Genomic DNA, 14,089 nt, shown 5'->3' with positions numbered 1-14,089 from the left:
GATTTAACAAGCTCCTCAATTTACCTATCATGCTCGCCCACTTTTGTCAAACCCCTCTACTGTACCGACGCCCTAGATGTGTTTTTACCTGGGTTTTTGAGGGGGTGATTAGTGTATTAAAACCTAGCGGTGTTCCATGTGCACTTTTTGAACATCGGTATTTTCCCGATTTAAACTGTTGCACGTGGAATCCTAAGAACTCAAACCCAACATTTCCATCTAATTCGTTAAGGGTGTGGGTTAATATTGTCTTACTTGGTTTTAACTCCAGTCCCAGGTCACGTAGCCATTCAGCTATTATCTCTTGAGATTTTTTTACGATGTGTAAATCTTCGTGCATTATCACAAAGTCATCGGCGTAGCGGATTAGACTGAGGGCAGAGCGGTTGTCCCGTTTGCATCCTTTTAGTGTGTCCGCGTACTGGTTCATTATTTCTTCCATACCATGTAGGGCAATATTCGCAAGTAAAGGAGAAATCACCCCGCCTTGTGGTGTACCTTCATTAGTAGGGAATAATTCACCCCGTACACAGTACCCTGTTTTGAGCCAAACCTTTATTTGTCTGTTCATTGTGGGGTATGTGTTTATTTTCTTGAGTAATACTTTATGGTCTATACGGTCGAAGCATTTAGCAATATCAGCATCTAGCACGTATTTTGCTTTCTGTTTAATACTGAGGTATATTGCCTCGATCGCATCGTGACAGGAACGCCCGGGTCTAAAACCATAACTGTTAGGGTCAAAAAGAGCCTCCCATTCTGGTTCTAACGCCATCTTACATAGCGCTTGCAAAGCACGGTCGTTTATTGTGGGTATCCCTAATGGTCGTTTTTCACCTGTACCAGATTTTGGAATCATTACCCTACGGGTAGGTTGTGATTTTCCGGTAAGTTTTAAATTGTTAACCAGGTTGATACGTTGCTTTGGGGTTAGTGATTTAATGCCATCTACGCCAGCAGTATTCTTACCTTTGTTATCTTGTGTTACCCTACGCACCGCTATACATTTTGCAAACCAAGACCTAATCAGGGTTTTTTGAAGTTTGCGAACTGCTTTAACATCCCCACGTTCACTCGCTTGGAATATTCGCTTTTGCAACTTAAAAGTCACCCGTTCTAGCTTTCGCCAGTTGATGTCTTTCCACTCCACCGTCTGATTGTTCAGCGTATTAGATATATTCATTGCTACTTGTTCTATTCCTTTGGAATTACCGTGTATCCGTCTGCATATCCTCACGATTACCGCGAGGCATTCGCTTCTGATACAATCCCACCCCTAATTATCTTTCGTTAGCTACTTACTGGATTTCGACCTCTCCAGAGATAATTAAGGGGTTACTTCGTTCCGATTACATTTTGGTTGAATCCTTAGTGTGATATTCTCCACCGGGTTTACGGGCGGTGCTTATGAGGCGACTCACGAATCGCTCATGCCCTAGCCTTGCCTTTTGGCTTGGTGTTAACCAGTCTTTACCGTGTTTTTCAACGGATTTATCCTTGATTTAGCCATTACACCATTCAAGATAACGATGGTTCAAACATATCGCAAGCTTGCGCTACACATAGATTCTTGCTCGACAGTTACCGGGTTTGGCTTAAGCGTAGTTCTGCCTTTTAACCCCGCTTTAGCCTACTGGATGCTAGCCAATAAACTAGGGGTTATGCTTTCACCTCTGCACTTGAGGGATAGGACTTGACTCAACGGAGTCTCACCTATAAATGCAATCAGTTGGCACTAGCTGCCTGAGCAGCTATACTAACCTTCCCATAAGGGTTTTAAGCCTTATTTTTGGTCAAACGAATCGCACAGTGAGTATCTTGGCTTGTCCGTGTCCCTCTATCTTCATGCAGGCGTGTATACCGACCCGACACCTGAGAGTTTGCCGCAAATACTGCATTACTGCATCCGTCGGGGGTATTTCTTAATGCGGCGGTTCAGAAGTCGGCAAGTTTTGGCAGGGCGAGATCATTCCGGTTTATTGATATGTTTGGTTAATGATACAAGCACTTACAGCGGATTGCAGGTTCATAAAGTACAGTAGCAGCAGCTTGTAAACCAGTTTTTGAAGTGCTTAGTATTGACTCCTTCAAGCGCATACGCCAAGTATTACGTCAACACGGAGTGGTAGTAGTTGGCGAGAAATGACGTAAAAAAGCTTTTAGTTGTGACCACCATAATTCGATTGGATTAAAGTCAGGATTTGGGAGGTGATAAATTCAGTACACTGCCACCCGCTGCTTGAATCAATGGTTCGAGCACCGCCAACTTATGAGCTGGTAGATTATCAATTGACTTCGACTGCACCCTCCCATAAGTTGGGCACTAAAAAGTGTTCCACAAAAACTTTAAACGCCTTACTATCCATCGACCCATCTAGCGTCATTATTCCTACTACTTTTTTAAAACTTACTGCTCCGACAACTGTAATTTATGCAGCCCGATAAAATAGTTTTAAATTGTAGGCTCTACTACCATATCTTGAACGAGCGTGGGTTCGTGTTAACCCCAATAAAACGCCCATTTTATCCAAAAAAACGAGGTTGTTAGGGTCGATATTTTTCACTTTTTCCCAATATTCACACCTCAAAATTTGCACTCTCTCAGTGGCATACTTACTACTGCGTATGGTCTTTTTTTCGCGTCAAATTTTGTTTTTGTAGTTCGCGACAGACACATCAGGCGCTTAGCTGATAGCTTCCTTGTAGCTCATAAGCCAATATTCACAATATTCTGACAACGTGCTATCCGGATATTTTTCTACCATCTGGTCAATTCAGTTGTGCGCGAGTGTAACACACTTTTGGGGCTTCCACCCTGTTGTTTGGGTTGAACATGACCAGTCCTTTGTTTTTGTTTTAAAATTTTTTGAACAAACCCTTTACTCACATCAAATCGGGCGGCTACTTTCCTAATTGATGTATCACCTTGTTGATATATTTTAACTATTTTCTCACGAAACTCAATCGAATAAGGTTTCATTTTTTTCGCTTCTGATGGTTGAGCCTCCTAGTTTGTCGCCAGCGACCGTTGCCGTTCTTGAGTGGAGCGACAATCGCGCTCATCAGGTCTGTTTAGTCTAAACTCCAGTTAAGTCGAACTACCTCAAAAAAGAGCTTTTGGGGGCGATCAACTGCTATGAGCGATCGCAATATCTCAAATGGGTTCTATCAGGCTCCCGTTCAAGCCTTTGGGTTCAATAAACCGATTTGCCTTACCCAAAGCCGGCGATTAGTATGTTCTAAATTCAAAATGTCTTCTAAAGACCAGTGGAAATGAAATGCGATGCAGGCTACCTCCTCATACACTTGGTCTAGGGGGTAGCGAAGGACTCCCCCGATAGTTCAAGCTCCACATTAAAGTCGTTACTGCATTTGGGACATTTAACAGGAAGAGATGCAATACCCTGTTGATTAATTCGGTTATAAAACTCTCTTAGATAGGCAAGATCGTAGGTAAAAAGATTCTCTAACAAATCAGGCGTGACTTCAACTAAATCGCCCAAATTGGTAATTACGAGGGAAAGCATCACTAAAAATCCATAAGCTGGATTATCTTGAACTAAACGGTTTTTTTGAACATAAATTTCATCTTTGGCAGTGGCAAGGCGCATAAATCCTTGGGAGTGAACTTTTCCCTGGTCATCTACTAAGCCTCTAGGGAGGCTAAATTTAAATTCTGTTTGCAGTGAGTTTTTATTAGGCATAAGCGGGGTTCCTAACAGATTGGATCAAATTGGGAGCTTGAATTTTTCTAATAACAAATCTCGTTGTTGCTGAGCTAGCTCGTAATTGGGATTAATGTTTAAAGCGGCTTCAAAGGCTTCGAGAGCTTCTTGATATCGCCCCACTCCTTCTAAGGCTAAACCTTTACCAGTCAAAACATAAAAGTTGTTGGGGCTGATGCTGCTAGCTTTTTCGTAGGCATATAATGCTCGATTATACTGTTTCAAAGTTACCAATACTACAGCTAGATTGTACCATGCTTCAAAGGATTTAGGGTTAAGTTCAATGCTAAGGCTTGCGGACTTTAGGGCGTTTTGGTAATCGCTCAAGTGCCATAATGCTACGCTTTTGTTTGCTAAAACATCAGCGCAGTAGTTTTGTGCTGATTCCAAAACTTTTTCGTATTCTTTCAATAGCCATATTCCTAAATTTTTTCGGTTATACAAAATTTTATTACAGGTTAAATTAGCTTGAAAATTAATCTCGCTGTCTAAGGCTTTTTCGTAAGCTTGGATTGCCAAACTATTTTGTCTTAACGTACTAAATATTCGGCCAGTGTTGAACCAGGCTTGAGTGTAGTTAGGATTAATTTCCACTGATTTTTGCAGGGCAACCAGGGCGTCTTGATACTTTTGTAAATGCCACAAACTGACGCCTTTGTTGTTCCAAGCTTCTGCCATGTTTGCATTAATATCAATAGCTCGTTCAGCGGAATTCAGCGCTTCTTGGTATTGCCCCAGCCCGAGCGACGCACTGCTATGTTGATTCCACGCATAAGCGGGATTTTTATCTCCCCAATTGCCATCTCCATTCATTGCACTATTGCAGGCTGTTAGTGCTTCTTTGTACTTAGCTAATCGGTTGAGTGTGGCGCAGCGATTGACTTGAGCGAAAGCTGATTTAGGATTAATTTGAATGGCTTTGTTATAAGAAGTCAGTGCTTTTTCATTCTGCCCCAATTTTTCTAAGAGAATTCCTTGGTTAGCCCAGACAGTAGCATCGTTAGGATTAATCGCTAAAGCTTTTTCGTAAGATGCGATCGCGTCTAATATTTTCCCTGCCCTTTGTTGCGCTATAGCGAGGTTGGTAAAAGCTGGCGCTGGTAGCGCATCTATCGCACGAGCGCAAGCCGCGAGTGCTTCTTCCTGTCTCCCTAAATCGGATAAAGTGCCGCAGCGCTCAACTTGGGCAATCGCATCATCTGGATCAATACTTAAAGCTCGCTCGAACGAGATCAGGGCTGTTTCATTTTGCCCTAACTTTCTTTGCGCTAAACCTCTATTATACCAGGCAATCGCCGGTGTTCCATTGCCCCAATTTCCATTTACTCGCAATGCTTTTTCCTGGGAGGCTATCGCTTCATCATACTTACCCAAGTGATATAATGCTTCGCCACGACGAGTCCAAGCCTGAGAATTTTTGGCGTCAAACCGCAGTAAAAAATCATAGGAATTTACCGCTTCGGCGTATCGTTTTAACTGTAACAGGGCATTGCTGCGACTAGACCAAATCTGACGGTTTTTGCTTTTTGGTTTGAGGGTGAGTGCTTGTTCGCAAGCTACCAGTGCTTCCGCATAGTTCTGTTTGCTTTCTAAGACCTGACACTGGGCAACCCAGAAGTTAAAATCTTTTAAGCCAAAGTTGTCTGATCGTGCTTGAGATAGCAGTCTATCGCTGAAGTGAGCGGGATTATTCCCCATTGCTAATGATTGAGGTTCAGCCGAAAGACTTTGTTTCTGTAGTGGCAGCATTAATGCTGCCACTACAGAAATAAACCTGCAGGAGGTACGACTGTCAAGGCCTGTACTTATTCGATTCTTAACAGCGAGAGCTAGAAATCGCAGCAGCTCGGGAGATATCTTAAACATATAATATCCCAGCCAAATGCAGAAACTGAGAAAATTTTTTCAAGCGCCGTTAAACTAAGTTATAGCAGATTTTAATTTTTTTCTATAAAGTAATACATTTTTTAACAATGACAGGACTTACGCAAAAAGTAGCTTGATACACTACCTATAGCGGTAAGGTGCGCAATGTTTACAATACATATAGAGTGTATGCGTCCATAGCTGAATGAATTTTACTAATGCTAGCTGAAATGATGAGAAGCAAAATTTTGACCCACTGGTTAACGGCGATTGCTGGGCTGTACCTGTTGGGAGTAGGGACAGAAGCCCGATCGCAAGATACCTCAGCGGTGCAACGGTTGCGGGAAACTAGAAACTGTGCGGGGTGTAACCTCAGCAACGCCAACCTGGCAAACCTCTACCTGCACCAAGCCAATCTGAGAAACGCCAATCTGAGAAACGCCAACTTGAGTAATGCTGACTTAAGTGGTGGTTATCTAAGAAATGCCAACCTGAGCAATGCTAACCTGCGTGGTGCAAACCTCAGGGGTACTAATTTACGAAACGCCGATCTTAGAAAAACAAATTTTAGAGATGCTAAATTTAACGACGAAACAGAAATTTATAGCAAGTGGCGTATTGTCTGGGAAATTGTGAATCAATCCATCAGCGGTCGAGATCTGCGGGGAGCCGATTTAGAAGGTGCGAACTTGAGCAACCTAAATCTCAGTTAAATTAACCTAGAAAATGCCCATTTAATAGGTACTAACCTCAGCGGCACCAACTTGCAGAATATTAACTTAAGTAATGCCAACTTATTGCCAGCAGACTTGTTTATTGCCGAGCTTACAAATGCCAATCTCACTAATGCTAATCTCACTAAAGCTAACCTCAGTCAAGCCAACCTCAGCAAAACCAACCTCAGTCAAGCCAATCTCCATCAAGCTAACCTCAATAGCGCTAACTTGCGCGACGCCAATCTGAGTAATACAAACCTAATTTTTGCCAATTTTAGAGAAGGGGACTTGACTGAAACTAACTTGAATGGAGCCAACTTAAATAGCGCCAGCTCATTTAATGTAAACCTTAAAGATATTTACTTGAGCAGCACTAATTTACCGGGTACTAACCTCAGAAGCGTAAATTTTCAAAAAGTTAGCATCAGAAAAAATAAGCTGACCCGAAGCAATTTTGATGACTTGAAGTTGAGCGGTGCTTGTTTAATGAACGCTGATTTAAACGCAATTAATTTGCAACAAGCCATTTTAATAACAGCCAAACTTAGAGAAGTAAATTTAAGAAATGCTAATCTGATTAATGCTGATTTAAGCGGTGTCAACTTAAGCGGGGCCGACTAGAGCAATGCAGACTTAAGAGGCGCTAATTTAAGTAATGCCAATTTAAAAGGAGCAACTTTAAGTGGAACTAACTTAAGCACTAATACTAATTTTTGTGGTACAATCATGCCGGATGGGGGTCAAAAGCGTTGCTAATTGGTGATTGGTCACTCAAGAGCGTTTATCCAGTCTCCAATCCAAAATCTAAAATCTAAAATTGTATGACTCATCAATCTTTTCCGCTACCGCCGATCGATCCTTTTGAACGCCTTCATATTTATGACGGTTTGATGATGAATAGGCAACGGTGGCTGTTGGCGCACGATTACCACCGCCGCCGCCAAAACGTTCACTATCAATCGTTAAATCAGCCGGGAATTGTTTGTGGATTGGGAGTAAGATTAATTGCTCCACCTCCTGAAATTGCAGCAAAATTTCGCGATCAACGTTGGTTAGAAATTCAACCAGGAATTGCGATTGATGTAGAAGGAAATCCGATCGTTGTTAACGAAGCTATTGACCGAACATATCGAATTAAAACCGAAGCGCCTGTAACTGCAACTCTGACAGTTTACTTGGTAGTTAGTTATGTAGAACCTGACAATCCAGAACAACAGCAAAAGACGGAATCGTTACGAGAATGGTTGCGATTTGACGAAAAAATTCAGCCTCCAACTGCCAAAGAAATAGAATTGTGTAGAATTAAATTGCAACCCGGTATAGTTAAACTAGAAAACCCCACGGATGTTTTATTTCCCTCCTTTAATCAGTTAGATTTACGCTACCGCATCCAAGCCCAAGCCAGACCTCAAGCAGTAATAAAAGTGGCTCATATGAAACAAAAAGAGACAGATGACGTGTACAATACTGCTCGGCTAAGTTTGAGTGAGCGCTACCGAGAAAATCTTTCTTTTTTACTCCAATCTGTTGCGGCACTTTACCCGCATTTGCAAGCAGAAACAGAAATCGGACAAGCTAGCTTGCAAACGCCACAATCCGTCGCTCCTTATGATTTGGTTTATCTCGCCGATTGGCAAATAGTTGAACTAGATGAAGCAGAAATTGACACGCTAAAGACTTATTTAAAAACGGGCGGTATTATTTTAATTGATTCCCCAACTAATAACGAATTTCTAGTCGATAGTATCAACAACATCATTACCCAGGAGCTAGAAACTAATTGGCAATCTTGGCAAGAATTGAGTCGCAATCATCCGCTGAAAACCCAACCTTTTTTGTTTGCTACTCTACCAAATATTAATCAATCGCCCATGCAAATTTGGCAAGGAGGTGGAATTATTTTAGTCACCGGCACTTTGTCAAATGCTTGGGGATTAGATGACGAATTACTAAATCGGAATGACATTCGTACCGCTCAAGAGTTAGGAATTAACATCCTGCATTTTGCCCTACGTCGGCGTCAGATTATACAGTTGATACAATAGACATTTATTAATGATGCACTTAGGGGAGGCGGGTTTATTTATCTCTTGAGCTAGTTTCAAATATTTTGGGGTTATCCCGCCCGTACAGCGCAAAAAAACTTGCACTAGCGAAGATACTGAACCGGGTATGATTATCAATTATATGGGAGAGCAAAAAGTGCCAAATCTTGTTAAAGCTATTGTTTCCAAACGGGAAATCCGATTAATCCCAGATCTCGTCATTGAATCTGGTGATCGAACTGCTAATGGTGAAAATGAATTCGAGGTAACTGTTGTCAACGAAAGCAACAAGTTTGCCAGCTTTTACATCGAACTACTAGCAATTGGAGCCGATGCAGAATCCAATGTTAAATGGTACAACCTAGAACCCGAAATTTCTACTAAAAAACCCCCAGGCGATCGGACCACTTTTCACGTTATTATTACCAAACCGCCAATCCCCGTTTATGATGCAACTATTGAACTAACTTTAAGAGTATTTTCGGTCGAGTTTCCCAATTTATATACCAGTCAAAAAATCAATTTAATTGTTGAAAAAGCACGTAAACCTTTAAGGCTATATCTACCGATTAAAGACTTTAAAGTTTTGCCTGGGGAAAAAATAGAAATTCCAGCGATAGTTTATAATCTCAGCCAAAAAGCTACGGAGGTACAACTAAAAATATCTGGCTTAAAGCCCGAATGGATAACTCAAGGAACCCAACAAACATTGCAAATAGATGCGGGAGACTACCAACAAACAAGTTTCTGCTGTCAGGCTGAAGAAAATACTCGAACACTCAGCCGAAAATATGATTTCGCGATTGAGGCAAAATCGAACACTAGCAACCGTAACCCCCACGAAAAAGCAGTTTTAGAACTTTTACCACAAGGAAATGTAGAGTTTATTTGCAAAAATAAACTGCAAAAAATTCCGGTTATAAAAATAAAAGGTGCTAAAAAACAATCTAAAGTTGCCACTTACGAATTGGAATTTGCTAACAACAGCAATTTACCCCAACAAATCAACCTACAAATTTCCGCCCAAGATGTACAGCAATGCGGTTTAAAGATACCTGAACCAATAGAACTTGCTCCCGGTGAAGCCAAAACGATGTATTTAGTGGCGAAAAAGCGACGACCTTGGTGGTGGTTAAAACGACGACTCTTATTTGAAGTATCGCCAATTTTAACTAATCCTAATACGGCCCAAACTGAGCCACAAATTCGTTCAAATCCTAGCAGCCAAGTTTTAGAACTGCAAATTTTACCGATTATTCCATTTTGGCTGCAACTATTGGGGGTACTTTTACTGCTGTTGCTACTTTGGTTGTTGTGGTATCTAAATCCCCAGGATTATCATAAAGGTCCTGTCAATTCCGTCCGTTTAATTGGCAATAGCAGCTTAGTTGTTAGCGCTTCCAGCGACCAAACTATTCGGCTTTGGCAAGTAAATCGAAGTTCTTGGTCACTAGATATGCGCCGTCTGAAATATGAAGGTTTTATTGCGGAAAAAACCGAAAAATCTGTGCGCGTTATTCACCAAAGTCCCCGAGAAGATTATATTATTGCATCGGGATTAGAAAGTGGTGATATTAAACTTTGGAATGTATTATTAAAGACAGAGCCACGGTCTATTTATCAGGGAACAGACCGCGTTTTTGCTCTAGCTTTTAGCAAAGATTCTGGTTATTTATTCAGCGGGCACGGGAGTGGAGTTGTCCGTAAGTGGAATCTAGACTTCCCAAATATTAAACCTCAAATTGCTAATAGTCGCTTTACTATTTATGCGCTGGCTATCAGCGAAAGTCGCGAAAAACAACCTTATGTTCTAGCTGCGATCGCCGGACGGTACAATAAATTATCCTTGTGGGACTGGTTTAACCGCCGAATTTACGAACTCGAATATTCCTCGCCAGATTGGCAAGAAGATAAAAAAGTTTCTCCAATCGCGGGTCAAAATCAATATATCAATAGTTTAGCGCTCGCCGACAGTCAAAATTTATTAGCTTCCTCTGATAACCAAGGATATATTAGTCTATGGGACATGGATAAAATTCGCCAGTGTATTAATAATACTTCCGCTGCGATCGCAGAAAGCAGCGATCTCAGCCTCTCCAAAACAGATGGTTGGGGAAATTTAGTTATTCCCTTAGATTGCGACAATGCTATTATTGATCGGTGGCATCAAGGTCAGGATAACCAACCCGTTCGATCTGCTGCTTTAAGCCAAAATGGTTGCTACCTAGTCAGTGGAGGAGATGATGGACGAGTGGTACTTTGGCCTTTAGAGAACCGCAAGCGATCGCCTCAATACCAAGACGGAAAAATTATCGCCGAATTTCCGGGCGTTAGAATTAACAGCGTTGACATTAAAGCATTAGATGATAACTTGTTTATCTCAACCGGCGATGATAAAAATAGAGTCAAATTATATCGTGTTAATGGGAGTGACGAAAATAACAATGCAAACTGCCAATAACCCTCTCTTCATCGAAGACATTTTTTCCCTAGAAGCGAATCAAGTTACCAGAGGATTTACTGCTAAACGCGACATAACTGTCAAAAATTTGGGCGAAAAAAATGCAGATATTGATATTTGGATTGCCGTGGGAGATGCTAAATCCGAACCTTTGCTAAGTTGGTGTACTTTCAGTAAACCAAATCCGCTAAGATTAGAGCCCAAAGGTGAGTGCGAAGTCACTTTATCGTTTGAAGTTCCAGCGCAAGCAAACGTCGGTTTATACAAGTATGACATTTTGATCGAGGCTCCCTCTCAATACCCAGACAAACTCTTTCGTCGTCCTCAGCAACTACGAGTATTGCGTCCTGAACGCGATGGAGAATGGGACACGGAACCAGGATTTACCGTGCAGCCATTAACCAATTCAACTAACCCTTACCTTCTCCCTTTCGGAGAAAAGTTAGAAGTCAAAGTTACGGTAGAAAATCGCTCTAGAAGAGTCGATCGCTTTTATTTAATTTGTCCCGAATTAACCAACGATTGGTATAGCGTTCGCTATCCCGAGAATAAGATTGAAACGCCTGGCTTAGTGCAAGAAACCGATGGGTTACAACTTAACCCAGGGAACACAGGTGAAATTACTCTAATTTTGCATCCACCCCAATCTACTACTGCTGGCAATTACTTTCCTACTATCCGTTTAATCTCCAGCAACCGAGAAGATTTAGTTTTGCTGGATGTGGTGTATTTGCAACTTCTTGTCGATGAAACATTGGATGTCGAACTGCATCCGCTTTTGCTTAGAATACCGACGCAGGAAGGAAGATTTGAAGTAAAGTTAATCAACCAAGGTAATATTACTCGCGAAATTGCGATCGCCGCCAGCGACCGCGATCGGCTTTTTAGCTATACCCCTGAATTTCCTGCTGTACTCCTACCACCAAATTCTACCAGCAATATCCTGTTTAAACTACAACCTCGCAAGTGGTGGCGACGTCCTTTCTGGGGAAGAGCACTAGAATTTAATTTTGACATCCTACTTGAAAATAACCGTGTTTTACTCTTCCCCGAAACTCTCAAACCTTCAGCACTTCCGAAAGAATTACCCGAAGGAACTTTAATCTGGGAACTGCGTCCTTGGTGGCAAGTTTGGCTACCTCTTTTACTATTGCTATTGCTGTTATTGGGATTGATTTCAGTTGGTGCATTTCTTTTTTGGCAGAAAGCTTTTATTCAACCCAAGATCAACCGACTAGAACCAGTCACAAAAGTTTATCAAGAATTAGCAGCCAAACCAGTTAATTTAAACTTAACCCTAACTAACTGGCGCAGTTGGGAGTTTAAAAACAGGAAATTTCAAAATAACACCAAACTCTCCATGGTAAAAATTATTCCCCAAAGTCGCGAAGGAAAGGGTAAAATTATGAGTTATGGCTATAACGAATTATTGCAATTTTGTCAACAGAGTGACCATCAACTTAATTGCAATAATTTACCTACAGAAACCAAACAAGCAGGTCAGTATACCTTCAAAGTCGAAGTTTATCCCCAAGACCAAAATAAACCTTCTGATACTAAAGAAACCGATACCATTACAATTGAACCAATTGACCAGCCAAAAATTTTTCAATTTTCATCTAGCAGGCCAGTTTATCTAGAAAGTCTCGGAGATCAAGTGCTTCTAAATTGGAGAATTAGCCACCCCCAACAAATACAAAACTTAATTATAAGTCAGGAAAAAAATAACAGTTCGCGTGTAAAGAAGACATTCCTTTACTGCAATCCTCAAAACTCGAATCCTCAAGGAATGCAAGCGAAGCCTAACAAGATAGAAAAAATTAAAGGTCGAGAATTTTTAGTTTGTCAAGGCGTAGCTACAAATCTTACTCAACCTGGAGATTATACTTTCAAACTCGAAGTATTTTCCCAGCAAAATCTTACCCAACCTTCAGATACAAAACAGACCGACACCATTACTATTCAACCTTCGCCTATCCCAAAATTTATTGACAAAGTTTTACCTAACAAACTTAACTATGAATATAAAGAACCCGTGTTTTTAAACTGGCGTCTCAGTTACCCAAGCCAAATCAAAGAACTGAGAATAATTCAACAAGGAAGTGATAGTTTAGCAATTCAAAATACTTTGCCGTTAAATCAGTGTAGAATTCAATCCTCAAGTCCTTTAATTACTCAGCCACATAGCCCTGTAAAAACTGGCTCTGCGAATAACTTAGATATGATTATATGTGAAAATATCCGCGTTATACCTACCACAGCAGGAAACTATACTTACAAATTAGAAGTGTTTTCCATGCAAAATCCTAATCAACCTTCTGATACTCAAGAAACGGATAGCATTACAGTTAAACCCTTACCCGTACCGAACATTACCGAAATTTCATCGACTAAACCTTTTTATGAAGTTGCTAAAAATGAAGAAATATTACTAAATTTTAAAATTAGTGATGCCAATCAAATTAGAGAATTAAGGCTGGCAAGCCTAGCTCCTGATGGTTCGCTTAACAGTAAGTTAAAAATTTATAATATTAATAATACCTTGCCGCTAGAATTAAAAAAATTTTGTGCTTTAACAACTAATTTAATTTGCCAAAATCTGCCGACGGGTGCAAAAGAAGCGGGTGATTACACGTTTAAACTGAGCGTAATTTCTAAGCAAGCTGAGGGAGCTACCGAGATTACTAAAAATACGCCACTTGTTAAAATTAAACCAATACCGCCAAAACCAGCTACCCCCGTTAAAATTATTTATTTTCGAGTCAACGGTCGGGATTTTAGTGAAAAGGCTAAATACATTTATGAAATTAATAAAGACAGAAAACCAGTTGATATTATTGTCTCTTGGAAAGTAGAAAATGGGGAAGATATTAAAGTTGAATTACTGCCGTTCGGAGAAGTTCAAAAACCTGAAGCTGCTAAAAGTTTGACGCTGAGTAGCCCTCCTAGCAACATTACGATTACGTTGAGAGTAACTAATAAAGCTGGCGAACAAAAAATGCAATCAGTGGTCATCGATACTGTTGAACCCAGGGGCTTAACTCAACCCCAAACATCTACTCCCGGAGAAACTACACCCGGAGGTGCTTCACCTGGAGGAACTGCACCCGGAGGGGCTTCACCATCACCTTCTAATGCAGATACACTGTCACCAATTGAATTGCCACCCAAACCGGATTGATGTTTGCATAGAGTGCGAGCGCTATCTCTTTTTCGACATAAAATTAGCTCCAAACTAAAGAAAGTTTACAATCTGGCTCGGCTCTCTGATTTGAC

9 protein-coding genes and 2 pseudogenes are annotated in these 14,089 nt (G+C 40.9%); 6 read left to right on the top strand and 5 right to left on the bottom strand.

Translation table 11 applies throughout. The features are described from left to right. Positions 1-73: 73 nt before the first annotated feature. The 5 genes and pseudogenes from QUB30_RS25385 to QUB30_RS25370 all read right to left on the bottom strand — a co-directional run. Positions 74-1,183 (bottom strand): annotated as a pseudogene (locus QUB30_RS25385) (reverse transcriptase domain-containing protein); the annotation flags it as partial. 1,575 nt (positions 1,184-2,758) lie between these two features. Then, positions 2,759-2,980 (bottom strand): hypothetical protein, encoded by a 222-nt coding sequence (locus tag QUB30_RS33980; RefSeq protein ID WP_445300545.1) that lies wholly within the window; start codon positions 2,978-2,980, stop codon positions 2,759-2,761. Between the two features lie 200 nt (positions 2,981-3,180). Continuing rightward, positions 3,181-3,306: a DUF6760 family protein gene (locus QUB30_RS25380; protein ID WP_332957685.1), complete on the bottom strand. Its 126-nt coding sequence runs from the start codon at positions 3,304-3,306 to the stop codon at positions 3,181-3,183. Between the two features lie 5 nt (positions 3,307-3,311). Next, positions 3,312-3,704: a phage tail assembly protein gene (locus tag QUB30_RS25375; RefSeq protein WP_333339199.1), complete on the bottom strand. Its 393-nt coding sequence runs from the start codon at positions 3,702-3,704 to the stop codon at positions 3,312-3,314. A gap of 24 nt (positions 3,705-3,728) precedes the next feature. Continuing rightward, entirely contained in the window at positions 3,729-5,474 is a 1,746-nt protein-coding gene (locus tag QUB30_RS25370; protein ID WP_333339196.1) for a tetratricopeptide repeat protein, read from the bottom strand. Positions 5,475-5,809: 335 nt separating this feature from the next. On the opposite strand from QUB30_RS25370, the gene QUB30_RS25365 reads away from it, so the two are divergent. The 6 genes and pseudogenes from QUB30_RS25365 (at position 5,810) to QUB30_RS25345 (ending at position 13,994) form a co-directional block, all read left to right on the top strand. Beyond that, complete coding sequence (locus tag QUB30_RS25365) at positions 5,810-6,304, top strand: pentapeptide repeat-containing protein (RefSeq protein ID WP_333339193.1); 495 nt, start codon at positions 5,810-5,812, stop codon at positions 6,302-6,304. Beyond that, positions 6,305-6,928, top strand: a complete 624-nt coding sequence (locus QUB30_RS25360; protein WP_445300546.1) for a pentapeptide repeat-containing protein — start codon at positions 6,305-6,307, stop codon at positions 6,926-6,928. Positions 6,929-6,940: 12 nt separating this feature from the next. Next, positions 6,941-7,063 (top strand): annotated as a pseudogene (locus QUB30_RS33975) (pentapeptide repeat-containing protein); the annotation flags it as partial. Between the two features lie 65 nt (positions 7,064-7,128). Beyond that, positions 7,129-8,352 carry a DUF4159 domain-containing protein gene (locus QUB30_RS25355; protein ID WP_333339187.1) on the top strand — a complete coding sequence of 408 codons (1,224 nt, stop codon included), beginning with the start codon at positions 7,129-7,131 and terminating at the stop codon, positions 8,350-8,352. Between the two features lie 127 nt (positions 8,353-8,479). Next, the gene (locus tag QUB30_RS25350; protein ID WP_333339184.1) at positions 8,480-10,813 is read left to right on the top strand and encodes a hypothetical protein; all 2,334 of its coding nucleotides are present in this window, start codon (positions 8,480-8,482) and stop codon (positions 10,811-10,813) included. Beyond that, positions 10,797-13,994: a hypothetical protein gene (locus QUB30_RS25345; protein ID WP_333339181.1), complete on the top strand. Its 3,198-nt coding sequence runs from the start codon at positions 10,797-10,799 to the stop codon at positions 13,992-13,994. Before QUB30_RS25350 ends, QUB30_RS25345 begins: the two co-directional genes overlap by 17 nt. Positions 13,995-14,089: the final 95 nt, after the last annotated feature.

The organism is Microcoleus sp. BROC3, from assembly GCF_036702515.1.
Classification (GTDB): Bacteria; Cyanobacteriota; Cyanobacteriia; order Cyanobacteriales; family Microcoleaceae; genus Microcoleus.
Note: the sequence above shows the minus strand (reverse complement) of the source record. Positions and strands in the feature narration are given on the sequence as shown.